20 protein-coding genes are annotated in these 26,116 nt (G+C 41.1%); all 20 read right to left on the minus strand.

The window, feature by feature from the left end:
• Nucleotides 1–55: 55 nt before the first annotated feature.
• The 20 genes from Q0779_RS20350 to uppS all read right to left on the minus strand — a co-directional run bounded on the left by Q0779_RS20350 (nt 56) and on the right by uppS (nt 26,097).
• Complete coding sequence (locus tag Q0779_RS20350) at nt 56–895, minus strand: hypothetical protein (RefSeq protein ID WP_298775503.1); 840 nt, start codon at nt 893–895, stop codon at nt 56–58.
• A 174-nt stretch (nt 896–1,069) separates the two neighbouring features.
• Nucleotides 1,070–2,260 carry a hypothetical protein gene (locus tag Q0779_RS20355; protein WP_298775504.1) on the minus strand — a complete coding sequence of 397 codons (1,191 nt, stop codon included), beginning with the start codon at nt 2,258–2,260 and terminating at the stop codon, nt 1,070–1,072.
• A gap of 676 nt (nt 2,261–2,936) precedes the next feature.
• Entirely contained in the window at nt 2,937–3,998 is a 1,062-nt protein-coding gene (locus Q0779_RS20360; RefSeq protein WP_298775505.1) for an alanine/ornithine racemase family PLP-dependent enzyme, read from the minus strand.
• Nucleotides 3,995–5,128, minus strand: a complete 1,134-nt coding sequence (locus Q0779_RS20365; protein ID WP_298775506.1) for a DUF1611 domain-containing protein — start codon at nt 5,126–5,128, stop codon at nt 3,995–3,997. Before Q0779_RS20365 ends, Q0779_RS20360 begins: the two co-directional genes overlap by 4 nt.
• Before the next feature lie 790 nt (nt 5,129–5,918).
• Nucleotides 5,919–6,233 carry a hypothetical protein gene (locus tag Q0779_RS20370; protein WP_298775507.1) on the minus strand — a complete coding sequence of 105 codons (315 nt, stop codon included), beginning with the start codon at nt 6,231–6,233 and terminating at the stop codon, nt 5,919–5,921.
• Nucleotides 6,218–7,783 carry a hypothetical protein gene (locus tag Q0779_RS20375; RefSeq protein WP_298775508.1) on the minus strand — a complete coding sequence of 522 codons (1,566 nt, stop codon included), beginning with the start codon at nt 7,781–7,783 and terminating at the stop codon, nt 6,218–6,220. The genes Q0779_RS20370 and Q0779_RS20375 overlap by 16 nt, the downstream gene beginning before the upstream one ends.
• 564 nt (nt 7,784–8,347) lie before the next feature.
• The gene (locus Q0779_RS20380; RefSeq protein ID WP_298775509.1) at nt 8,348–8,593 is read right to left on the minus strand and encodes a hypothetical protein; all 246 of its coding nucleotides are present in this window, start codon (nt 8,591–8,593) and stop codon (nt 8,348–8,350) included.
• A 504-nt stretch (nt 8,594–9,097) separates the two neighbouring features.
• A complete protein-coding gene (gene tilS, locus Q0779_RS20385; RefSeq protein ID WP_298775510.1) occupies nt 9,098–10,876 on the minus strand; it encodes a tRNA lysidine(34) synthetase TilS in 1,779 nt (592 codons plus the stop codon).
• Between the two features lie 70 nt (nt 10,877–10,946).
• Nucleotides 10,947–14,420 (minus strand): DNA polymerase III subunit alpha, encoded by a 3,474-nt coding sequence (dnaE, locus tag Q0779_RS20390; protein ID WP_298775511.1) that lies wholly within the window; start codon nt 14,418–14,420, stop codon nt 10,947–10,949.
• A 134-nt stretch (nt 14,421–14,554) separates the two neighbouring features.
• A complete protein-coding gene (rnhB, locus tag Q0779_RS20395) occupies nt 14,555–15,166 on the minus strand; it encodes a ribonuclease HII (RefSeq protein ID WP_298775512.1) in 612 nt (203 codons plus the stop codon).
• 50 nt (nt 15,167–15,216) lie between these two features.
• Nucleotides 15,217–16,365, minus strand: coding sequence for a lipid-A-disaccharide synthase (lpxB, locus tag Q0779_RS20400; protein WP_298775514.1), 1,149 nt, complete (start codon nt 16,363–16,365; stop codon nt 15,217–15,219).
• A gap of 120 nt (nt 16,366–16,485) precedes the next feature.
• Nucleotides 16,486–17,256 carry an acyl-ACP--UDP-N-acetylglucosamine O-acyltransferase gene (gene lpxA / locus Q0779_RS20405; protein WP_298775515.1) on the minus strand — a complete coding sequence of 257 codons (771 nt, stop codon included), beginning with the start codon at nt 17,254–17,256 and terminating at the stop codon, nt 16,486–16,488.
• Nucleotides 17,253–17,714 (minus strand): 3-hydroxyacyl-ACP dehydratase FabZ, encoded by a 462-nt coding sequence (gene fabZ, locus Q0779_RS20410; RefSeq protein WP_298775517.1) that lies wholly within the window; start codon nt 17,712–17,714, stop codon nt 17,253–17,255. Before fabZ ends, lpxA begins: the two co-directional genes overlap by 4 nt.
• 28 nt (nt 17,715–17,742) lie before the next feature.
• Nucleotides 17,743–18,774, minus strand: a complete 1,032-nt coding sequence (gene lpxD / locus Q0779_RS20415; RefSeq protein ID WP_298775518.1) for a UDP-3-O-(3-hydroxymyristoyl)glucosamine N-acyltransferase — start codon at nt 18,772–18,774, stop codon at nt 17,743–17,745.
• Nucleotides 18,775–18,777: 3 nt separating this feature from the next.
• The gene (locus Q0779_RS20420; RefSeq protein WP_298775537.1) at nt 18,778–19,275 is read right to left on the minus strand and encodes an OmpH family outer membrane protein; all 498 of its coding nucleotides are present in this window, start codon (nt 19,273–19,275) and stop codon (nt 18,778–18,780) included.
• Nucleotides 19,276–19,328: 53 nt separating this feature from the next.
• On the minus strand, nt 19,329–21,812 hold the full coding sequence (gene bamA / locus Q0779_RS20425) for an outer membrane protein assembly factor BamA (RefSeq protein WP_298775519.1): 2,484 nt from the start codon (nt 21,810–21,812) through the stop codon (nt 19,329–19,331).
• A 31-nt stretch (nt 21,813–21,843) separates the two neighbouring features.
• On the minus strand, nt 21,844–23,208 hold the full coding sequence (gene rseP, locus Q0779_RS20430; protein ID WP_298775521.1) for a sigma E protease regulator RseP: 1,365 nt from the start codon (nt 23,206–23,208) through the stop codon (nt 21,844–21,846).
• Nucleotides 23,209–23,227: 19 nt separating this feature from the next.
• Nucleotides 23,228–24,415, minus strand: a complete 1,188-nt coding sequence (ispC, locus tag Q0779_RS20435) for a 1-deoxy-D-xylulose-5-phosphate reductoisomerase (RefSeq protein WP_298775522.1) — start codon at nt 24,413–24,415, stop codon at nt 23,228–23,230.
• Nucleotides 24,416–24,418: 3 nt separating this feature from the next.
• Complete coding sequence (locus Q0779_RS20440; protein ID WP_298775523.1) at nt 24,419–25,276, minus strand: phosphatidate cytidylyltransferase; 858 nt, start codon at nt 25,274–25,276, stop codon at nt 24,419–24,421.
• Between the two features lie 23 nt (nt 25,277–25,299).
• A complete protein-coding gene (gene uppS / locus Q0779_RS20445) occupies nt 25,300–26,097 on the minus strand; it encodes a polyprenyl diphosphate synthase (RefSeq protein ID WP_298775524.1) in 798 nt (265 codons plus the stop codon).
• Between the last annotated feature and the right edge of the window lie 19 nt (nt 26,098–26,116).

Below are 26,116 nucleotides of genomic sequence, written 5' to 3' on the forward strand. Positions count from 1 at the left end.
TTTCAATAATGCGCCTTGAATTAAGCCTTTTTACGGGCTCTGAAAACATGCACTTTCAAGTGGTTTGGGTATATAATCCGTGGGTAAAATGGGTCGAGCTTAGCTCAAAATCCAGTAAGTTATTTTTAACAAACTTTAAGCGTTCATTCACGACCGTCGTTTTCACTGTAAACTCAAAAAAACCACTCACCTTATGATGACTTCCAAACCAAATCGCCTCTGCTGAATACTGTAAACCGTGGGCAGAAATCACCGGCACTGCCTTCAAACGCGCTTTTTTAGACAACAGCTTATCCACCACCCAATCATCTAGTTCGAAATACTTATTAAAATGATAATCCCAATTCGCATCATAACCTGAATTTGAATAGGTCATTGTGCGCCAATCCGTTAAATTGGTCATTTGCGAGCGACTTTGGCTATAGCTAATACTCGCGCCTAATGATGGGTTATTGGATACCGAGCCCGATAAACTTAAGCCCATGCCAGATGAGGTTGACACTCTATCGGTGCCGTTTTGATTCTCAGGGCTGCGCTTATAAAGCATTAATCCCGCCGCACCTGCCGCCGTCACCTTGACTTCGGGTTTGACTTGTTTCAGGAAAAAGCCTCTATCAACATCGGTATCTTGTGTTAATGTCGGATTCGCACTGCCAAAAGGGCTGACAAAGATACTGGTCCCTAATTCAGTGCGATAAGCGGCAAATGAATAACCATGTATCACGTTTAATTTGGCATCATCTTGCTCAAATAAATATAAGTCGCTCATCACTATGGCCGAATAGCAAAGGTGTTCCGCTTTTGCCTTGGCAGGACATGGATAGCCCACTTGCCCTATTAGACTGAATAAAAAAGCGAATAGAGCAGCAAACAACCTCAATAATCCTGTTTTCATTCTTTTATACTCAACTCATCTCTCAATCAGCCTCAACTCTCAAAGTGATGAAATTGACCACTTTTTAGCATGCCATTTTCAATTGTTTTTTAGCAAGTAAACCTATGGTTTTGCCCCTTAGCCCAAGGACTTTGGTTAAGTGGCAAAGTCACGATTGACACTATCAGTATTATGTTAAAAGGACGGTTTTTGAAGGAAATTATCTTTATGCCCTAACTTTGCCCATTCCAAGTACTTTGATAGCTCATTTTCATTCAACTTGATAATTTCTTGTCTATCTTCCATTCTACTTTTTAATAAAAGTTGGTCATTAGCCTCAATTTTTTCTTGTTGATATACTAGATTCTGAAAATCATAAATTTGTTTAATTAATTCATATACTGGTCTCGAATGAATCCCTGTAACGCGCTGAAAATTTATTGGTTCATTTATATCCTGTATCAGTTCAACTTCATTCAGATGTTGAAAAAATAGCTTCCCTTTACAGGCATCATTACTATTACTCGTGCCTATAGGAGGTGGAGGATCAGGATATTTTGACATTGTATTTCGAAGAAGATACGAATCACATAGATTGTAATCACCTTCAAAACCAGACTGAAATATTTTACTATTTTTGTTAGCTTTATGTGGTCTATTCATTATTGGTTGATACAGGTGTATAGATGGTTTAATGATTTTTTTCTCGAGTAATGGGTGCTTGACAGGCCTTGTTACCTCAAAGTTTGTAAAATGCATCATATTTGCATTATCCCCATCTAAAGAAGTATATCTAACTTTTGGATATGGAAATCCACAACGTTCTGAAAATAAGTAATCGTTTGATATGTTAATGATTAAAATATTATTTATTCTTAAACCAAAACAAGAAGGTTGGGAATGAAAAATTAATGAATCTACACCAATTGCATTTAAACCAACCTCATTGCTTTCTATTGAGTAAATTGCAATCATTCGATCTTTCTTGCAAATCCTATTATTTATATAAAAATTGGGGTTAACACCTAAAGGGTTACCTTGAATCAACATGTAACCCAACCATAAGCCTATCCTAACTTTATCCAACCAATCCATTAAATCTGAATACTCAAAACTCGACAAACTTCCTCTGTTTAAAATAGTTTCTATATATTTTTTTGAACGATTCTCAATATCAGAATAATGATTATTACACTTCTCACAAGCAGGAAAGCAAAATCTATTCCAGCTATATTCTAACATTTTTCCATTCTTATAATTCAAACCAAACTTTACAGTTCGGCTTGGCTTACCTGTAAGACTCAATAGCCACTGAGGAAGAACATGTTCATTATTTTTATTTCGGGCTTTTTCCCCGCAGAAAATACAAGCTCTATTTTTACTCATCACTTATCACTCATTAACAAGCCAGTAAACTCTTTTATTATAGCCCTACCAGTGATAAGGCTTTTTTATCACTGGTAGGCCATACCTATCTGCACTAATGGCTTTTGAATTTCTCGATATGGCGGTAATTTCCACCTGATTATTTGCTCAGAATAAAGTTAAATTAGCCGGAAACCTATAAAGTGTGTTAGTGTGGCATGTGTCACTACTGCTTAGTAGGGACTTCTTTTCTGTTCCGAACTATCTCTCGGTGTTGCTTAGTCGCCCCCCCTGAGCCTTATAATAAGGCTTTATTTATGTTAATTTTAAAAAAAGAATTAAAAAACATCTTCTATCTTTATAGAATTGAAGGTATTGGAATCAACTATGATGCGGCTTATCCTGCACCTTGGACTCCGCTTTGTCATAAAGTCAGCCCTGTCCCGCCTAAAGACCTCGTTCAGGGACTGATACCCAAATATATTTTTCATTACAGCTCGATGAAACTGACTCATTTACAGAGACCACTATAAATTATCTATTAAGGACGATTACTATAAAAACATTTACATGAAGAGGTTGAAGTGTCTATACCATTGATAATGAGCCGGTTTTTTTAAGATAGCGTCGAAAAATATTGGTTATTACTGTATTTTGAGCAGCCTCTCATTTGCTAAAACTGAGTTTCTTCACCATCTCAATATTTTAGGAAAAGTTTGTCCACGAAGGGGGAGGTCATGGCGAATAAGATACCGCCATAAGTTAAGTGGAATTCAATTTTTTCACCAACCTCTAAAATTTTTGAAGTCTCAACAACTAAATGATCACTTGTTGAGGAAACAATTGTTACGCCATTTGGAGGTTTGAGTCCAGCAATGCTAACATCTTGTCGACCTAAAGCAAGAATGGCTTGTGATACATCTCCTCTATCACATGTTTTTGGTGTTTCTCCAAAGGCGTTTAGTGCTTGCTGTCCCCAAGGTAGTGAGGGTTTTATTTTAGATTCAATGACTTCAGCTGTAAGTGTTATGAAGTCACAGAACAATCCTTCTATTTTGTCCTGATGTAACGCTTCTGTACCTAAAAAAACAGCTTCACCTAATCGAAGCTGGTTAACTCTTGTTTTACTGACGTTATTAAATGCCCAATTAAGCGTTGCAGAATTCCCTCCTGAAATAATGTCCAGTTGAATATCGAATTTTTTTTCTATTGCATCGGCTAAGTCTGACAGTTGAGACATATTGGTATTATCAGGGGAAATGCCATATCGGCAGGCAAGGTTGGTTCCAATACCTTTCAAGATGATATTAGGTAAAAATATTATCTTTTCGATAAATGCCATAAGATCCTCGGTCATTAGCCCCTCACGTAAATCTCCAAGTTCCACCATAATAATGATGTCATGTATGACACCTAATTTATTCGCAGCACAAGAAAGGCCTTGAATTACTGATAGTTCAGTGTTGAGACTGATGCTGCAATACTGAATGACTTCAGTAACCTGACTTATCATTGGAGAACGGATCAACATGATTGGCTGGGTAATACCCGCACGCCTCATTTTTCCAATATTTTCAACTCTGGAATCTGCAAGTATCGTCGCACCAGCATTGATAAGAACTTGAGCGATGATCGGGTGACCTAAACAAATCTTGGTCACCGGTATGACCATTATATTTTTGAGTCCAAGGCGATGAATAAGTGCTTTAGTGTTGTGGTAAATTTTGGAGCAGTCGATTGCTAACTGAGGGTAGCTCATCCTTTAACAGTCATTTTGTTTTCTAAATTAGAAAAGGCAGATAACACCATACTGATTAGGCTACTCGAAGGTTGCGACAGCGCATCGGTGACAGGTAATCCTAATTGAGTAGCATAATCGTCAATTGATGCCGATATTTCATCGACAGGCATGTCTTCATGATTGAGTGTGACTCCAATAACGCAAGTATCAGAGAAGGTTTCAATCAGTTTTATCTCTGAAGCGACTGATGGCATCAGCATATTAGGAAAATCGACACGATTTATGCGTTTGGGCGAATGCTGTAAAATAACGCCAGTTGGACAACTGCCTCGGAGTATAAATGCACTGGTAGAGAATGCTGGATGGCTTAATGCGCCTTGACCTTCAATGATTATTACATCAGGTTTTTCTATTTTATATGCTTCTAAGATAACGGATTCTAATTCGCCTGCACAAAACTGAGAAGGTACGGCATCTAAAGCAACACAGTAGGCTGAACCCTGAATTATGCCAGTTTGTCCGGTTGCAATCATCACCGCATTAATCCCTTTCTTTCTAAGCGTTGCGGTTAATATTGTCGCGGTCGTTCGTTTCCCTATTGCGCAATCTGTTCCTAAAATCGCAATGCGTGGGCATTTCACATCGTGAATATTACCGCTAAATGTGTTTAAGTTTTCTTTGCTTTTAGGTTTACGGATGTCAAAAATGGTTACGTTATTTCTTTGGCTGGCTTCCACAAATTTGGGATCATCACTTAAGAATTCGTGTAATCCATTAACAATATTCATCTTCAATGACATTGCAGCAAGAATAATAGATTTTTCAGCATTAGATAAAACACCGCTCGAAGGAGCGATACCAAAAATAAAGTAATCCGGCATGGTTTCGGAAAACTCAGTTGCTTCCATCATATTAGCGACAATGGGAATATTATTCTTTTCTTCTCCGAGTACTTCTCCGGAATTTAGTCCCGCCATTTCACTATCAATGACTGATAATATTCGGTACTTTTGTGAGGATCTGACAAGGCCGTTAGCTGTCTTGCCATCTGTTTTTCCAAACTGACCTTCGCAATAAATGATTGCAGTGGGTATATTAAGCGAGGTTTTCTTCAAAGGAATGACGTTTGATTTTACTAGTTTTAACATTGTTTAGCCTAATGATATAAGGCTTAGGGGGGCAGCTATAGAGTGCCGATATGTCACATCGGAAAAGTACAAGAGTCCCTACTAAGCGGTAGGGCGAGAAGCAGTTTAACATACTTATTATGTATATTGTGAATTTAGATTGAAGTAGCAAATTAGAGTATAAGTAGATGAATCATTGAATTTATTTTTAAGGCGTATTTTTGAGATATGTAGAGTCAATATTCTGGAGTCTTTCCCCCTGTGCTAGGGTATTTGTAAGTTTCTAAAAACGTACTTTTTTACTCTACATTAGAAGTTGGTAAAGAAGAGAGGAATTTAAGCAATGTTATCATCAATAAAAGGCTAGGCCGTCGGTGGCTGGGGCGGCGTGAGAATTGGTGTGGTTAATTAATCTCTACCCGTGATAACTGGTTTTATCACTGCTTCAATAACTAAAATCTACCTTTCAACTTTGCGACACAACCCCCAGTTTTATCACTTTTTACTAATAATGCTTGCATTAACAAAGTATTAGCTGTATTGCTGTTTCTTTTTTCATTAACAAAGGATTGTGATGAGTTGTAGATAAAGCGTGGCTTGGATTGATTTTCTTGCCTGTGGCGCCCCTCACATTTTATTCTTACGAAGAAGAAATATTTAAATCGCAGCTTAGGGATTATTTACGTGGAAATGAACTTTGATTGCTAGTCTCCCTGCATTGGAGGGCAGGGAGGATGTCAAACTAGCGTCAGCGACACATGTGATGCCTCGAAACATGCATTTAAGTATCACTTACAATTTAACTATTAGTTTATTTGCTATTCCCTATAGCAATAAAGTTGAATGGAAGACTTTTGCTAACACTAGACATATTTGAAATGGATATGTGACACTCCGTATTCGTTATATTGTGCACAGACGCAACTGCGCAATAGCTATCTTTATGTTGAGAGCAATCAACTGTTGCGACGACGACGACGCTATCTGTAAATAGATTAGTATTGAACCAAAGGTGATAAAGGCCAGTTTGAGTATCAGTATCACAACCAAAGTTTCCAGAGTGACACGTGTTGGAGTCGATTGTGCCATCACCATTGATCCTTCCATATGCTACGATCTGCTGCATGATATTTCCCTTTTTTCTATTGTGGTTGGTTTGGTTTTTCCCCAATGTTGAATTTGCCTTTTCATTCCCGCACCAATAGTTGCATCACCTTCAACAAATATCTTACTGTATAAATCGTAATTGCTTATACATTGATCATAGTTTACAACTAATGGTTCTAAAATACCCTTTATAATATTATCAATGTAGTGGCATTCTAAAGGATTCCCTAGTTTTTCTTTGAAAACAAATCGATTATCGGATCTTGTTAATGTGGGAACAGGGTCCGTTCCTACAGAGAAATTAATCACGTTTTTATATGACATATAACTGCCGTGTTCAAACTTAATTGCGTTTGCAGGTGCACTAATAGTTCTTGCTAATAAACCAGTTTCTATTGCGCCCCGACATGCTAGCCCCCCACCTAGCGAGTGGCCAGTAAGAACTACATTGAACTCCCCGAAACCATTTGTCGGTTCGTTATAACCACAAACGTAAGATGACTCATTTGCAGGATATCTCTTTAATACACGCTGAACGAAATTATAGCAGTTACCAACGAGTTTGTGGATTTCCGTTCCTCTGTGATCTACCACCCATATAATATCTATAAGAGTGTGAAGCCAATTATCTGTGCCTTCAAATGCAATTATAATTTCCTCTTCTAAATCCAGTTCAGGGACAGCAGGAACCCTAATTGCTATACCATTTGGGGTAAGTTTATCAAAATTTATATGATCAATTACCTCGATTTTATTGTCGAATGTCATCAGTTTTAGGAATAAATCGCTATCTTGTTCTGTAGATTGGATGTGAAGATCTTCAATACTTGTTGAATAGGCTAACTTGGAGCAGTATGCATATCTCAATATGTTCGCAAAGTTTATTGTATCCCAGGCATCATTGGGAGTTGGATCTACTATTTCAGCAATTAGGGGGTACATGTATCCAAAAGAATTTTCATATGCTGCGTAACTGAAATATGAAAAGTTCTTGTCAGGGTATCGAGCCTCAATGCTATGCTTGGCTAATTTAGGTAAATCTGATTGTTTAATATGTGTCGATTTTCCTAATAGGTTTGTAATATAGAAATACGAATCGCTTCTGAATGTACCTATACTGCTTGTTCTTTCCTGATTGATCCATAATCCACAACCCTCTGAGTTAGAAATAGGAAGGCCCCAGTTAACTTTTACTAATTCATTAAGAGTTGGATAACTATCTTCTTCTGGCTTTAGAATGCCATAAGTAATTATATAGCAGTGGTTATCGTAATGAGTAAGAATAATGAAACTAAAACCAGAATCGGACACCGAACCGTTTGCTGATTGCGTCGACACTGTGAAACCTTTTCCGGAGCAATTGTGTATGGAAGCTGCGACAGAAGAATTGTCACTGCTTGTATCAGAAGTAGTGACAATAACCATAGGTTCTTTTTTGCAATCATATCCACTAATTTGAATAGAGTATTGTCCTTTTTCAATTCTGCTGGATGTGATCGTAATAATTCCTGATTCTGTTATGGATTCAATATTACCTTTACTATTTACACTTCCGTTTATTATTATCATTGCTTTGTTCCATCGCCGTATGTCATAAGAAATAAAATTAGAGTATCTAATTTAAAAATCAATTTTGGTAAGTAACAGAATGTAAATATAGTATTTAACTTGTGACCTGGTCAAACTTCCAAGTTAGACAGATTAGGAATATGTAGAATATTACCATTCCACCTAAATAGAAAATTCCTGGATACATCACCCCATTCTTACATTCATCCGCTGGTCCTTCTCCTGCCTGAGAACGATAGAACGGAATCATTCCATGTTCTTCCTTGTAGCTACAATGACCGTCCCAAGTTACATGCGTAAGCGATGAATAAAACACAATTACAAAAGTAAGCAACAATGTGATTAAGATAAATGCGCTAATCTTCAATGCTCTTCCTTACACATAACAGCTTATTGAATAGCAGCAGGATAACGTTCCAGACTGCTTAACATTATGACGTCAAGGTACACTCAAAACCCATGGTTGTAAAATCGTTAACTGCTAATTTAAGTAGTTGATAAGCATGAAGCAATACAAGAAAAACAGGTAGGTTTATAGTGGGCACCACTATTGATGATAAATTTTCACTCTCCTCTTGGAAGCAGCCCTTTCTCATTACGCTCAGGAATAGGTAATCCCTTTTCATTTAAATGAGAAATAAGTTTCTTTTCATGATCTCGATTCCAACCATCCCAATTCGCGTTGTAACAATCCATACAAACCATTATGCCACCGTAAAGAGAGATTTTTTTTCCATCATATAATTCTGGCCCATACTGAAAACTATCATGGCATAAAAAACAGTTATACATAAATTTCTCATTAGGCATTTACGATATTCCTTTCTACTCATTATCTGACAGCAAATTGATTAATGATACGGTAACCTTCTACGTTACAATGTAGTACAGATAGTAAGATAACGACGAATCAATTAGATTTATCTCTACCAGTAATAAGGCTTTTTTATCACTGGTAGTGCACCAGCCCACCTTAACTAAGGCGAGGATAAGCCAAATTGAAACACCGAGTTTCTATCAAAATGTTCAACGGTATAGATCACATTCCCAGCTATCATGACATTTCTGGCTCTCTATGCAGCTCTGTACTCTCCATGAGAACCTGTATTTACCATGCCGCTCTCCAAATACGTCCAATTCGAAGAAACACATAGCTTTGGCTTTTTAAATTATAGTGTAGATGCATTTGTGGCCTTCGACTTCAGGGAGGAAATCGCAGAGCGCTCAGGGATGAGTTAACAGCGTGCCACAAAGGCAGCTGCACAAACCCGCTGGAAGCGATAAATACTATTGAAGATCCAAACAACAGACACACTACTCCAACCTAAATTCGATTCCAACACTATTACTGGCATGAGCGATATGACCCACATGACTCACACCATCCGCCCTATGATGAGGCTTGGTATTATCTACAGGTGAGCTATTTACAGGTGAGCTATTTACAGGTGTGCTATTTACAGGTGTGCTATTTACAAATGAGTTAGTTACAGATGAAGCATGCTCACCTTTTAGCTCACCTTTTAGCTCACCTTTTAGCTCACCTTTTAGCTCACCTTTTAGCTCACCTTTTAGCTCATCTTTTAGTATGAAGCCCTTCTCTATCCAGCAGCCCACGGCGCACACTAGCTTGTCATTATAAAAAATCATCGGCACTCGCGAGCGCACCCAAGGCGCAATATTGATCTCTTGCCACAGCTTTTTCAGTTCACGGCCTTTATCACGAAAGTGTGGCTGACAGCGAGTACTGCCAGCAATCCCAAAGCGTAACGTCACTGTCTCGGTGGCTTTGGGCGGGCGTATTAATGGCATCGCTGAAGGAGCCGCCGCTTTCATGTCACTAGCCTGCTTCCAATACGCGATTAAGCCTTGCGCCACGCTCGCGGCATTATCGTTAAAATCAAACAATTTTTGTGATATTGCACAACCTTGGTTCCCAACATCTCCTTGATTGCCTTTATTTATAAGAGTGGGGCCACCGGGTTCTCTCAAATCATCAAACGTTGAAGAGAGGGGAGCGGATAACATTAATATGATTGGCGTCTTAGCCCATTGAGTATAGTGTTGAGTCAACCGCTGCTCTTTTTTTGCATCATTCACATATAAGGCTTGTCCAAAGCGTCTCGCCAACATATTGCCCACGCGCATGGCTTGTTTTGCATCGGCTTTTGCAAATAACACTTGAGTCAATAATTCTTTATTTTGCACTTGGGACAGTGGTGAAAAACCTTGCTGTTCGATAAAGGCCCGCAACAATAATGCTTGCCAAGCCTCACTTTCCTCGGCCAAGAGGGCTAAGTCCAGCCCTTGCCCCCATAACGAATACGTCAACATAACAGGCAGTTTTTTGGCCACTTCAACATCCAATACCGCTTGTTGCTCGAAACACAACTGCGCGCTGCGACTCGCCGTCTTTGTAATACTGGGCCAACGGTTTTTAAGCAGTGGAATGATCTCATGCCGCAAAAAGTTACGATCAAACTGTGTGTCTTGATTACTCTCATCTTCAATATGGGCCAAGCTATGCTTCGCCCCATAGTGCTCGATTTGCTCACGCTCAATGGTAAGTAAAGGGCGTAATAAGTGTTTGTTATTATCGAAAGGCTGCACTTCCCCCATCGACGCTAAGCCCTTAGGGCCTAGCCCCCGTTTAAGGGCCAACAATAAAGTCTCGAGTTGATCGTCTTGATGATGAGCCGTTAACAAGACATCACCCACTTGCATATGCTGAGCGATGGCCTTGTAACGAGCCGCTCTCGCTTGTGCCTCAATACTCAATCTGGGTCCTGTATTCACTGTCACCTTTTCAAGGGAAAAAGGCAATTGGTAATGAATAGCTTGTTGCTGGCAATGCCCTGCCCATTCATCGCTATTGGCACTTAAACCATGATGCACATGAATGAGTTGATACTGAAACGGCTTAGAATACGCCTTAGATAACGGCCCATTAGCAAAAAGACTCAGACCATGAGCCAACACTTCAGAGTCCACTCCGCCGCTATAAGCTAAGACAATCTTTATGCCTGCTTGAATATGAGCAGCATTAAGACTTCTATTAATTAATTCAGCAACATTAATAGCATGATGACTCATCCGCTCTCTCCCTTAGACACACTAGAATACTCGCATTAGAATACCCACATTAAAATACGTAGATTAAAGATTAAAATAAAATGCGCACTTTATCTGAGCCAGATAAGGATTCCAGCGATAGCATTAACTCATCACTTGGGTTTACGTGCCACTCTTCACCTAATCTCACCTGACTTTTCACCTGTGCAGTGGAGTAATTAATCACCATAGGCACTTTGCCTGCTTTCCAAGGCGAGACCGCTTCTTTAAGCCGTTCAAACCACTCGGTATTCACATCATCCCCTTGAATGTCCATTTCAACCGCATGGGCAAAATGACTTCTAGCTTCTCCCATATCAATAATGTTTCTAGCAGTCATGCGATTACCACCAGAAAAATCATCAAAGCTCACTTCACCCTCAATGATCAAAATACGGTCTTTCTCTAATAAATGATTAAACTTCTCAAACGCTTCGGTGAACATCATGACTTCTAAGCGAGCACTTTTATCATCTAAAGTCACAAGACCCATTTTTGAGCCTCTTTTTGTGAGCATGACACGTGTCGCGACCACTAAACCTGCCGCCTTCATGGTTTTCCCGCGCTCTGTGGGATGGATATCTTTCAGTCTGCACGAAGTATAATGCTTAAGCTCTTTTAAATATTGATTAATAGGATGGCCCGTGAGGTACAAGCCTAACGTATCCCGCTCTCCCTCTAGCCAAATTTTATCGGGCCAAGGCGCGCACTCGACAAATTGCTGTTTATTATCTTCCGGCTCACTATTGAGTAAACCAAACATGTCGTGCTGACCGATGGCTTCGGCTTTTGCGTGCTGATCTGCTGCGCGTATAGCTTCTGGCAAAGTGGCCATCATTGCCGCTCTATGAGGGCCGAGTTTGTCCATCGCTCCTGCTTGAATAAGCTTCTCAAGTATGCGTTTATTCAGCTTTTTTAAATCCACTCGAGCACAAAAATCAAATAAATCGGTAAAAGCCCCTTGCTTGCGCGCTTCAATAATCGACTCAACAGGCCCTTCACCCACGCCTTTGATCGCGCCAATCCCATACACAATATTGAGATCGTTATCGACGGTGAAATGTAATAAACCTTTATTGACATCCGGTGGCAGCAGCGGCATCCCCATCCGCTCGCATTCATCCACTAAGGTCACAATTTTATCGGTATTGTCCATATCAGCCGACATCACCGCCGCCATAAACTGCGCCGGATAATGGGTTTTTAGCCACAAAGTTTGATATGAAACCAGTGCATAAGCCGCCGAATGAGATTTGTTAAACCCATAACCCGCAAACTTTTCCACTAAGTCGAAGATTTTCATCGACAAGTCGCCATCGACACCGTTATTGATTGAACCTTCTTTAAAAGTGCCTCGCTGTTTCGCCATTTCTTCGGGTTTTTTCTTACCCATCGCACGGCGAAGCATATCCGCCCCACCTAAGGTATAGCCCGCTAACACCTGTGCAATTTGCATCACTTGCTCTTGATACAAGATAATGCCGTATGTAGGCTCAAGTAGCGTCTTTAATGAATCATGTTGATATTGTGCATCGGGGTAGGACACTTCTTCACGGCCATGTTTACGCTCAATAAAGTTATCAACCATGCCGGATTGCAAAGGCCCTGGTCTAAACAAGGCCACCAATGCAATCATATCTTCAAAACAATCAGGCTGAAGCCGTTTGATCAAGTCCTTCATACCACGGGATTCAAGCTGAAACACCGCGGTTGTTTCATAGCGCTGCAATAATTTAAATGACTTAGGATCATCGAGCGGAATAGTGGCAATATCCACTATCGGTAAACCTTGCGATTGATTGGTTTTATTCACCATTTGCAGAGCCCAATCGATAATGGTTAAGGTCCGTAAACCTAAAAAATCAAACTTAACCAATCCCGCGGTTTCCACATCGTTCTTATCAAATTGTGTCACCGGGTTTTGCCCTTCGGCGTCACAATAAATAGGCGCAAAATCCGTAATGGTGGTGGGCGAGATCACGACCCCCCCAGCATGTTTACCAGCATTACGCGTCACCCCTTCTAGGATGCGACACATATCGATAAGATCTTTGACTTCTTCGCTGCCATCGTAAGCTTCTTGTAAACTCGGCTCGACTTCAAACGCTTTTGCCAGTGTCATTCCCGGCTCTGCGGGCACCATTTTCGATATACGATCCACAAAACCATAAGCATGGCCTTGAACACGACCCACATCTCGAATAACCGCTTTAGCCGCCATGGTCCCAAAGGTAATGATCTGTGACACTGCGTCTCGACCGTAAAGTTCAGCCACATGATCGATCACCTCATCACGTCTATCCATACAAAAATCGATATCGAAATCAGGCATAGAAACACGCTCAGGGTTTAAGAATCGCTCAAACAGTAAATCAAATTCTAAAGGGTCAAGATCGGTAATTTTAAGTGCATAAGCCACCAAGGAGCCCGCACCAGAGCCACGACCAGGGCCAATGGGGATATCATTGTCTTTTCCCCACTGAATAAACTCCATCACAATGAGGAAGTAACCTGGAAACCCCATTTGGTTGATCACGTTTAATTCAATGTCTAAACGCTCATCGTACTCCCCTCTTTTTGCTGCACGTACGCTTTCATCAGGAAATAAAAACGCTAACCGCTCTTCTAACCCTTTTTGAGACACTTCAACGAGAAAATCTTCAATGGTCAATTCACCCGTTGGAAAATTGGGCAGAAAATACTCCCCTAGACGCACAGTGACATTACAACGTTTAGCGATTTCAACACTGTTGGCAAGCGCCTCAGGAATATCGGCAAACAACTCACACATTTCAGCTTCAGACTTGAAATATTGCTGTTCACTGTATTTTTTGGGCCGGCGAGGATCCGCAAGGGTGAAACCATCATGAATAGCCACACGAATTTCATGGGCTTCAAATTCATCAGGTCTCATAAACACCACCTGATTAGTGGCCACCACTGGCAAACCTTTTGTTTGCGCTAATTCCACCGCCATGTGCAAGTAACGCTCTTCATCTGGGCGGCCAGTTCGAATAAGTTCTAAATAATATCGATTAGGAAAATGCGTCTGGTAAAAATCAACCAGACTATCCACTTGTCCCTGGTTACCCTTTAATAACGCTTTACCTATATCCCCTTCTCGGCCACCAGAAATAAGCAATAATCCTGCTTGATATTTTGTCAGCCAAGCATGATCTATCACCGCTCTGTCTTGAATATGACCTCGTAAATACGCATCACTAATAAGCAATGTCAGGTTTTTATAACCTTCATTATTCATCGCCAGAATCGTTACGGCACATAGCTCATCGCCAAATTCAGGTGACTGCATCCAAAAGTCGCTGCCAATAATCGGCTTTATTCCCGCACCATGGCAGCCACTGTAAAATTTGACCAAACCACACAAGTTAGTTTGATCCGTTAACGCAATAGCCGCCATTTTTTGTTCAGCCGCATGGGCCAAAATAGGCTTAACCTTGGTAATACTGTCAGTCATAGAAAAGTCACTGTGGACACGTAGATGAACAAAACGAGGATCTGACATAAGTAAATTTATCTTTATATTAGGTTAAATAACTGATTTTTTTAATTCATTGCCATTACAGGCTGACAAAGTTGCACCATAAGTGTCGCTCTGCCTTATTGAACTGATTATACATAACAACGATTATTAAGCGTTTATTTTAGTGCAGCTTGTACTGGACGGAAGCTTTTTCTGTGCTGCTCTAATACCCCTAAACGTGCAAGTGCTTCAAAATGGACTTTAGTCGGGTACCCTTTATGTTTTTCAAAACCATATTCGGGATATTCAAGGGCCAATTCGGCCATTTCTCTGTCTCGTACCACTTTTGCAATAATCGATGCGGCACTAATGGCATCAATTAAGCCATCCCCTTTAATAATGGCATGGCTTTGAACGCTAAAATTTGGACTACGATTCCCATCGACTAAAACACATTCAGGTTGAATGCTCAAGCCTGCCACTGCTCTTTGCATCGCTAACATCGTCGCCTGTAAAATATTCAGCTCATCAATTTCTACTGGGCTGGCTGAGCCAACACTGACAGACAAGGCTTTTTCATTAATTTCAGCAAACAAGGCTTCGCGTTTTTTTTCAGTTAATTTTTTGGAGTCATTCAAGCCTAAAATGGGACGGCTGGGATCAAGAATAACCGCAGCGGTAACCACATTGCCAATCAACGGGCCTCGCCCCACCTCATCAACTCCAGCATAACAACCTTGGCAAAGCTGAGCAATTTGCTCTGCTGATATATTCTTAATGGTGGCCATAAAGGTCAATATTCCGTTCTATATAAATTAAAAATTACGATTTTAGAGGTTCACACCTGAATAAGCGCAACCACAGCCTCAGCGGCTTTCTCACTGGCATCTTGTTTTAACACTTGATGCAGCGCAGTAAACTTATCAATAATGGGGGTCATATCATTATCAAACAGTGCTGCAACGGCCTGTGAAATATTTTCAGGCGTACAATCAGCCTGAATAAGCTCTTCCACTAAGATTTCATCCGATAGTAAATTAGGCAAAGAAAATTTATCAATCAACATCAAGCGTTTTGCAATATGGTAGGTCATCGCATTAAGCCTATAAGCAACAACCATAGGCCTTTTCACTAACATGGCTTCCAATGTGGCTGTCCCCGATGCCAGCAAAATCGCATCAGAGGCGGCCATCACCTCTCGAGATTGCCCCTCAACTAAAATAATATCAAGGCCCGGTGCATGGACCTTTAACGCCTCTTCAAATTGTGCACGACGCTTCTTATTCACCAAGGGCGTCACAAATTTAAGGGAAGGGTAGCGCTGTTTTAACAATATTGCCGCCTTGACAAAAGGCTCAGCGAGCTGCTTTAACTCCCCACCTCGTGAACCAGGCAAAACCGCCAAATAAGTCTCTGAAGCCGATAAGCCTAAACGCTCTCGCGCCTGAGCTTTATCGCTCTCAAGAGGAATATCATCTGCCAATGTATGACCCACAAATGTACAAGGTACCTGATGTTTATCATAAAAGGCTTTCTCAAAAGGCAATAAAGACAGCACCATATTGGTTGCTTTCTCTATTTTAAAAATACGTTTAGGGCGCCAAGCCCAAACCGAAGGGCTAACATAGTGTACGGTTTTAATGCCCTTAGCTTTCAGCTTCATTTCGACGCCGAGATTAAAATCGGGTGCATCAATACCAATAAAGCAATCAGGCTTAACTTGACTCAACACAGTGATCAATTCTCGCCTGACTTCAAGCAATCGAGGTAAACGAGATAACACCTCAACAATCCCCATGACAGCAAGCTCTTCAAAAGAAAATAGGGATTCAAATCCCAGCGCATCCATTTGAGGGCCGCCAATACCGATAAATCTCGCCTTGGGGTAACGTTTCTGTAAGGCTTTGATTAAGCCAGCACCTAAAATATCACCAGAGAGCTCTCCGGCAACCATAGCAAAAACGGGGGAAGTATTGTCAGTTGTCATGATAATTGAATTCAGCAGAATGTGAATATCCCCATGATTATTGAAGATACCTATCTACAATAATCATGGGGATATGAAAACCATGGATAAAAACCAAGCCTTTCTCCATGACGATATATTTTAGCGAATAATACCGCGACTGGACGTGCTAACAAAATCGGTAAACAATTTCACTTGTTCGTCTTGTTGCGTCGATTCCGTTAATTCTATTATGGCTTCATCAAGCGTTAACCCATTACGGTACATCGTTTTATAAGCACGGCGAACCGCTAACTGACTCTCTTTGGAAAAACCACGACGTTTAAGCCCTTCAATGTTTAATCCACGGGGCTTAGCAGGAAATCCTGAGGCCATAACAAACGGTGGCACATCCTGTAATACCACAGAGCTACCCGCGGTAAACGCATGGGCGCCAATATGTACAAATTGATGTACGCCTGTCATACCACCTAAGATAGCCCAATCACCCACATGAACATGGCCCGCAATCGATGCATTATTCGCCATGATCACATTATCACCTACCACACAGTCATGGGCGATATGCACATAAGCCATAAAGAGATTATGAGAACCGATACGAGTTTCCCAATTATCTTGGGTAGTACCACGATGAATGGTAACCGATTCACGAATAATATTATGATCGCCAATAATGAGACGCGTCTCTTCGCCCGCATATTTTTTATCTTGGCACTCTTCACCCACAGAGGCGAATTGAAAAATACGATTACCTTTGCCAATAACCGTAGGACCTTTCACCACAACATGAGAACTTAACCAAGAATCATCACCAATTTCAACACCTGCACCTACATAGGTCCAAGGGCCAATGGTGACATTCTTGCCAATTTTGGCATCAGGATGGATATATGCTAATTCATCAATCACGTCTCAATCTCTCTACGGGCACACATGATTTCAGCTGAACAAACTAGTTCACCATCCACTTTCGCTTCACCTGTAAAGACGCCTATTCCGCGGCGCTCTTTAATCATTTTCACTTCAAAGTGCAACTGATCACCCGGCTCAACCACTCGCTTAAAGCGAGCTTTATCGATACCTGCGAAATAATATAGCGCATCATTAGAAGGTGCATCACTCATGGTTTTAAAAGCCAACAAACCTGTTGCCTGTGCCATGGCTTCTAAAATCAATACGCCAGGCATCACTGGCTGAACAGGGAAATGCCCTTGAAAAAAAGGCTCATTGATCGTCACATTTTTAATCGCATGCAGGCTCTCACCTTTAGTGAAATCAAGTACTCTGTCGATCAATAAAAATGGGTATCTATGGGGAAGGAACTTCAAAATTTCCTTAATATCCATACTATTCAACTGGTTTGACACTCAATATATTCCTCAAACTCTCACAGAGTTATGACTCTGAATTTACATCAACCTTTTTTTCTAACTGCTTAACGCGTTGAAAAAGGCTATCTAATTGTCTAAATCTTACCGTGTTTTTACGCCATAACTTATTGTCCATAGCCACGGTTGCAGAAGAGTATACACCAGGCTCACGAATATGATTCGTGACACTCGTACTGCCTGTAATATGCGTACCATCACCGATGTCGAGATGACCAGAGATAGCGCAATTACCGCCAATAATACAATATTTCCCTATTTTGACACTACCTGCCAGTGTCGTACTACCGGCGATCGCACTATTCTCACCAATAATATCATTATGGGCGATTTGCACTTGGTTATCGATAATTACGCCGTCATGGATTTCGGTATGATCGATCGCACCACGATCCACACTAGTACCCGCACCAATCTCAACCCGAGAACCAATGCGCACGCCACCCGTTTGAGGAATTTTAATCCATTGACCACGCTCATTGGCGTAACCAAAACCGTCAGAGCCAATCACAGCACCAGAATGTATAATACAATCAGTCCCAAAATGCACATCATGATAAACCGTCACATTGGCCCATAAACGTGTACCAGAGCCAACAATGCTATCTTGCCCTACCACAGTACCTGCGCCTACTTGAACATTTTCACCTAAAATCACATTTGCGCCAATCACAGCATTAGGGCCAATGGCAACACCTTCACCTATCATAGCAGAAGGATCTATATGTGCTGAAGGATGAATACTGTCAGCGGCATTAGGGGTACTGTCTAGTAACTGCGCCAGTTTAGCAAACCCCACATAAGGATCTTTTAAAATAATGGCATTGCCTGCGTAACCTTCAACATCTGTCGGAGAAAGCAGTACGGCGCCGGCTTGAGTGTTTTCTAATTGAACTCGATACTTAGCATTAGCTAAAAAAGTGATTTTTCCAGAATCAGCACTCTCCAAAGTGCCCACCGCAAAAATTTCTTTTTGGGCGTCACCTTGGATTTCAGCGTCTAGAAAATCAGCTAATACTTGTAAAGTATAGCTTTTCATTAATTACTTACCTTTACTTAAGGCTTCAACAACTTGCTTACTGATATCAGCATCTTTCTTAACATAAATAGCGGCACCGCGTTGCAATACCAGATCGTAATGTTCTTTTTTAGCAATAGAATCGATAACAGTTTGCACTTTTGCTAACAATTTATTTTGCTCTTCGCCATTACGACGACGCATGTCTTCGTCTAATGCCTTGCCTTTAAGTTGTAATTCCGCTTTCATGGATTCCATTTTACGCGCAAGGTCTGTTTTTTGAGCATCACTCATCAATGCACCATCACGCTGTTGCTTTTCCATTAAGCCTCGAAGATCTTCCTGCATTTTTTGAACGGCAGCAACACGATCGCCAAACTCTTTTTTCAACGCTTCATTCACTTGCTCACGTTGTGGTAATTGCTCAAAAACTGATTGCATATCAACCACTGCAATCTTTTCTGCATTGGCCGCTAATGGCGCCGCAAGTAACACTAAAACCATCATTGCGCGATTAAACACTTTCTTCAAAACAGACTCCTTTTGTCGAGCAAGGATTGCCGACATGATTTAAATTAAAAAGTTTGACCAATATTAAAGGAAAAGATTTCTGTCGAATCTCCCTCGTATTCCTTGATTGGCCATGCAAGATTAAACACCATTGGCCCCATGGGCGAGATCCATTGTACACTGACTCCCCATGAAGCGCGAATCAGAGTTGGATCGCTATAATCTTGAAGTTTCGCATATTCAGAGGCTGGCATACCACTGTACGAGCCATAGTCAAATTCTGTATTCCACACGTTACCCGCATCAATAAAGAAGCTGGTTCGCACAGAATTGGTATAGGCTTCATCTAAAAAGGGCGTCGGCACAATCATTTCAATACTGGCCGTTGCGATTGCATTACCACCCACAGAGCTACCATTCGTCACAGAGACGCTGGAATCGGTTCCTGAGGTTGTACAAGAGCCACCCGATGAACTCGAAGAACAATTATTGGTTGACGAGGTAGAATAAACCGCTCTTGGCCCTACGGTATTAGATTTAAAGCCTCGAATTGAAGTACTACCGCCCGCATAGAAATTCTCCCAGAAAGGCAGTATTTGGTCATTGCCATTGTAAGAGCCATAACCATTACCGTATCCCAGTTTCGCTTTCGTTAAGAATACAAAGTTCTGTTTACGCGTAAGGGGGAAATAGAAGCTAGTGTTAAAATCCGTCTTGAAATACTGCAAGTCTGAACCCGGTACCGTTGCCTTACCGTTCCAGCTTTGAGATGAACCATTAGTAGGAAATGTGCCACGGTTTAAGCTACTGCGTGACCAACCTAAACTTAATTCAACATTGTTAAAGCTCAAGGATGAATCCGTATTATTTTGATCACCATAAATTTCATAAAATTGCAGAGCCTGATCATACTCAGCTACCTGTGAAATGGTATTGTGACGTAAGGTAATACCACCATTGAGTCGGTTCGTTTCGTTAATAGGAAAACCAGAGAAAGATGACAATGCATAAGACTCGTTGTTATAAGCCTCTAAGTTAGCACTGCTCGCATCAAACTTACTCCAAGATAAACTGCTGCCTAAACTCACCCCATCTTTAGTAAAATACGGATCGGTAAAAGAAATACTGGCATTCTTAGAATAGGTATTAGTATTAATATTAATCCCCGCCTGGTTACCTGTACCTAAGAAGTTACTTTGCTGCACACCAAGCTGTAAACTGATCCCCGAGGAGGTACCATAACCGACACCGGCATTAAAGGAGCCAGAAGGTTGTTCTTTCACTTTAAAATCAACATCCACGAGATCATCGGTGCCCGGAACCTGTACCGTTTCAGTGTCCACAGTTTCAAAATAGCCGAGACGATTCAATCGTGTTTTAGACTGTTCAACTTGGGCTGAATTCAGCCAAGCCCCTTCCATTTGTCTTAATTCACGGCGCATCACTTCATCTTTTGTAATGGTATTACCACTAAAATTAATATTACGCACATAAACCCGTTTACCTGGTTGAATATTCACATTCAAATTAACGGTTTGCGTCTCATCATCAATATCAGGGTACACTTTAACTTCAGGGTAAGCATAACCAAAACGCCCTAAGTATTTAGCATACATTTCTTCGGTAAAAGTCACATCACTGCCATTATACCTATCACCCGATTTGATAGGTAAAATACTCTTCATCAGAGCTTCTCGCCCCATTAAATCACCGGTTAGGGTCACATCTTTAATGGTATACTGCTTACCTTCATTCACATTAATCGTGATATATAAGCCTTTACGATCTGGGGTCATTGCCACTTGCGTTGAGGTGATCTCAAAGCGAATATAACCGCGATTATGATAAAAACTCTTAATCGTTTCCAAATCCGCTTGCAATTTTTGCTTCTGGTATCGACGATCACCAAACAAATCCCACCAAGCGACATAATCTTTCAGCTCCAACATGCCAATTAACTGCTCATCGGTAAACTCTTTATTACCAACAATGTTAATTTGCCTGATGTCTGCTGCTAAACCTTCTGTAAAATTGAATTTTAATTCAACACGGTTACGGGGCAGATTAATAATTTGCGCTTCCACTTTGGCGCCATACTTCCCCACACCATAGTAAAAATCTTGTAACCCTTTTTCGATACCAGACAGCGTAGTACGGTCGAGTGATTCCCCAACTTTAACACCTGAGCCATCTAAGCTTTCTTGCAATTGTTCGTCTTTAATGTCTTTATTACCGTCAAAGGTAATGGTACTGATTGTCGGGCGCTCAACCACTTTAACAATAAGCACTCCACCATCGTGGCTTATTTCAATATCATCAAAGTTAGAAGACGCATACAGGCTCTTAATCGCTTGTTGTAATTTTAATTGATCAACCGTATCCCCAACCTTAACAGGCAAGCTCAACAAGGCAGCACCTAAGGCCACTCGTTGAAGACCATCTACTTGGATATCAGTCACTTCAAAAGGCTGAAAAGACTCAGCCCAACTATTCCCTGAAAAAGACGCACCGACTAATAACATCGAGGCAAAAAGTTTATTCAATCTCATAGAGCACTTCTAATTATTTGTTTGTCGTTGCTCAGAGCCGGGAAAAATCATTAAAGAGCGCAACGCCCATTAACATTAGCAGCATGGCTGCCCCAAATCTGAATCCAATTTCCTGTACCTTTTCCGGTACAGCCCTACCTGTGATCACTTCAATGAAGTAATACAAAAGATGTCCACCATCAAGCACTGGCAAAGGAAATAAATTAATAATCCCTAAATTTACGCTAATCAATGCAAGAAAACCTAAAAAGTAAACAAAGCCCACATTGGCACTATTGCCCGCACCTTGAGCAATAGAAATAGGTCCGCTTAAATTCTTTACTGAAATATCACCCGTAAACAATTTACCAATCATCTTAAGGCTAACAGTTACAAGCTGCCATGTTTTATTAACGGCAACGCTAAAAGAATCTAACACACCATATTCAAGCTGCAAACGCATATTATCAGGCCAAGGTGCTAAAGTCGGTGCAATGCCTATCACACCCTCCATTTTTCCTTGGGCATTTTCGCGCTCTGTTGGCGTAACATTCAAAGTTAATCGTGTGCCTTGACGTTCAACGACCAATGACAAAGGCACATTTGCCGAATCTTGCACTAGAGTGACAAAATCATTCCAATCTTGATAAGGGACGCCATTAATGGAAATGAGTTTATCACCCACTTCTATCCCGGCTTTTTGAGCTGCGCTCCCTTTAGAAACGAGCGCAATATCAGGTAATATTTTTGGCTGATATATCGATAAGCCTAATGCCGTAACGGGCAATTCTTTTTCAGGATCAAAACGCCATTGCCTAGTATCCAGTTGATAGGTCTTCGGAGTTTCGACCCCTTCATTTTGTAAAGGCACCACACTTAATGACACTTGATTGTCACCAATATGACCCGCTAAAGCCAGATTAACCTCTTCCCAATTACGCACTTTCTGTTGATCAACCGCCACGATTTTCATGGGCTCGTGAACGACTATTTGCGCTGCTGGCGAACTGGGGGTCACACCATCAATGACAGGTTTGATAGCCGGTACCCCAATTAGATACATGAGATATAAAGCCACAATAGCAAAAATAAAATTGGCTATCGGTCCAGCGCTGACAATGGCAATTCGCTGCCAAACATTTTTCCGATTAAAGGCCTGAGATAAAAGTTCATCAGGTACATCATCAACACGCTCATCAAGCATTTTGACATAACCGCCCAATGGAATAATCGCAAGGACGTATTCAGTGCCATCTTTGCCTATATGGCGCCAAATCGCTTTACCAAACCCAATGGAAAAACGCTCAACTTTTACACCACAACGCCTGGCAACCCAAAAGTGTCCATATTCATGCGCGGTGATCAGTATGCCAAGGGCAACAAAAAAAGCCCCCAAATTCCATAAAAAATCTAACATTCCCTTCCTCTGAGCGTTATTAACATTTGGCTATATACTCTAAAGCGTAATGACGACTTTGAGCATCTAACGCCAATATATCATCTATTTTATTCAGTGAATGCGGAGTGATTCTTGTTAAACAACCTTCATTCACTCGGCAAATATCAGTAAAACCTATCTTACCATCAAGAAAAGCCTGTACAGCAATTTCATTGGCTGCATTTAAAATTGTCGTCGCTTCTTGCCCTTGATGACACGCTTCAATCGCTAAACCTAAACAAGGAAAACGATTGAAATCGGGTTCAATAAAGCTTAATTGTCCGACTTTGAAAAAATCCAAAGGTTCCACACCAGAGACAATTCTTTTTGGATAGGACAAACAATGTGCAATAGGCGTGCGCATATCAGGATTGCCCATTTGCGCCACCACTGAGCCATCTTGATATTGCACCATAGAGTGAATAACACTCTGCGGATGGATCACCACCTTTAACTTATCACTTGAGGCGTTAAATAACCATTTTGCCTCGATATACTCTAAGCCTTTATTCATCATTGTTGCTGAATCAACAGAAATTTTAGGCCCCATTGACCAGTTAGGATGCCGGCAAGCTTGCGCTGGAGACATAGAAGATAAATCCGCAAGTTCTGCATTAAGAAACGGGCCACCAGAGCCCGTTAATAAAATCTGTGCAATCCCCGCTTGGTTAAGATCACAACGGCCAATGCTCGCCTGAAGTGACTCAGGTAAACATTGGAAAATAGCATTATGCTCACTATCAACAGGCAAAACAATGGCACCTGATTGCTGCATCGCCTCAATGAATAACTGCCCTGACATGACCAAAGACTCTTTATTCGCCAGCAATACCCGCTTACCCGCTTCAACCGCCGCCAGAGTAGGAAGCAGGCCTGCCGCACCGACAATCGCTGCCATCACAATATCAACCTCAGCAGCGCTTACCAGTCCTTTTAATGTATCAACACCTGTAGTCACTTGAGTATGAAGATGACTCGGTAGCTGCTGCTTTAATAACGCCGCCGATTTCTCATCGACCATATGGGCATATTGAGGTTGGTGAGACAAACATAACGCATGCATTTCATCTACATTTCGATGTGCCACCAATGCAAAAACACTATATTGATCGGGATGCTTGGCCATGACATCAAGCGTACTCTTACCTATCGATCCTGTCGCACCCAAAATAGTAACTTGCTGCATATTTTACATCCAAAATGCAATATAAATTAACATGAAAACGGGTAATGCTGCGGTTAAACTATCGATTCTATCAAGCACCCCACCGTGACCGGGTAAAATCGTCCCCGAATCTTTAATATCAGCCACACGCTTAAACATACTTTCCGATAAATCACCTAAAGCAGAGGCTAAAGCCGTCACTAATGTCACCCCTATCAACAAACCAATTTCTTGCTCAGGGGCCATATACACCACCCCCAGAACAACCAGCATGGTCATTAATAAGCCGCCAATTAATCCCTCTAGGGTTTTAGCTGGACTCACATTAGGCATCAGCTTAGTGCGTCCAAAGGCTTTACCCGCAAAATAAGCGCCAGTATCGGCAGCCCAAACGATTAATAACACTAAGAAAACCAAAACCCCACCATAATAAGGTGCGGCATCAGAACTCAACCCTTTAAGTGAAATTAAAGCAATAAAGCAAGGGATAAGGGTAAGCTGTCCAAAAATAGACTTTAACATTGGACTGTTCTTCCAAAAGCCCGCACTTTTTGGAAATAAACAAACAAGCAACAAGGACACACACCACCACAAACCGCCCACGAGTATAATGCTCAAAAACAAGGGGTGTAATCGACCTTGCAACCAGACTTCATCGGCTGGCACTATTACATTCAGTGCCAGCAACAATAATCCAAGGGTAACCGTAAAGCTCCATTGGGTCATATTACAATTTTTATCGATAATACGCCCCCACTCTTTTGCAGCAATTAAAAAGACACCGAGTAATGCCCAAGAAAAATATTCAGTTGGCAAGTAAAAAATCGCACCAAAAACCAAAGGAATGAGACAGACTGCCGTTATTATTCGTTTTTTTAGCAAAAAGGTTTCCTCTAAAATGTTAATTAAGTCTGCAATGACTCAATTTGACTGCCTGTCAAACCAAACCGACGCTGACGTGTTGCAAACGTTGTGACAGCTTCTTTAAAATGAGACTCATTAAAGTCAGGCCACAAGGTGTCCATGAAAATTAATTCAGCGTACGCTGCCTGCCACAAAATAAAATTACTGATCCTATAATCACCACCCGTTCGGATCATTAAATCCACTTCAGGCTGATCTTGCATACTTAATTGTTCAGCAAGCGCCTCTTCCGTAAAAGCCTCTACTGACAATTCGCCACTTTGCACTTGTTTTGCCAATTTTTGTGCTGCTTGTAAAATATCCCATCGTCCGCCATAGTTGGCTGCCACATTGAGAACCAAATCGTTATTTTGAGACGTTTGCTCTTGAGCTAAAATGATTTTTTTCTGAAGTTTTTCAGAAAAGCGACTAATATCACCAATGATATTTAGCCGAACCCCATTCTTATGCAGCAATTTAATTTCACGTTGAAGTACCGTAAAAAAAAGTTGCATCAATAAATTAACTTCTTTGTCTGGGCGTCGCCAATTCTCGCTTGAAAAAGCAAATAAAGTCAGTGAAGGTATACCTAAATCTCTGGCCGTACTGACCGCTCTTCTGACCGCCTTTACTCCCGCCTGATGACCTATCACCCTTGGCTTACCCTGCCCTTGAGCCCAACGTCCATTACCATCCATAATAATTGCCACATGTTGTGGCACCGACTGTTTTATTAATTCAGACGCGAGCGCAGATGCACTCGACGACATGCCATCGTCGGTATGAGGATCCATTGACATCTATAAAACCCTTAAAAAT

Source organism: uncultured Shewanella sp. (genome assembly GCF_947491715.1).
Taxonomy (GTDB): Bacteria; Pseudomonadota; Gammaproteobacteria; order Enterobacterales; family Shewanellaceae; genus Shewanella.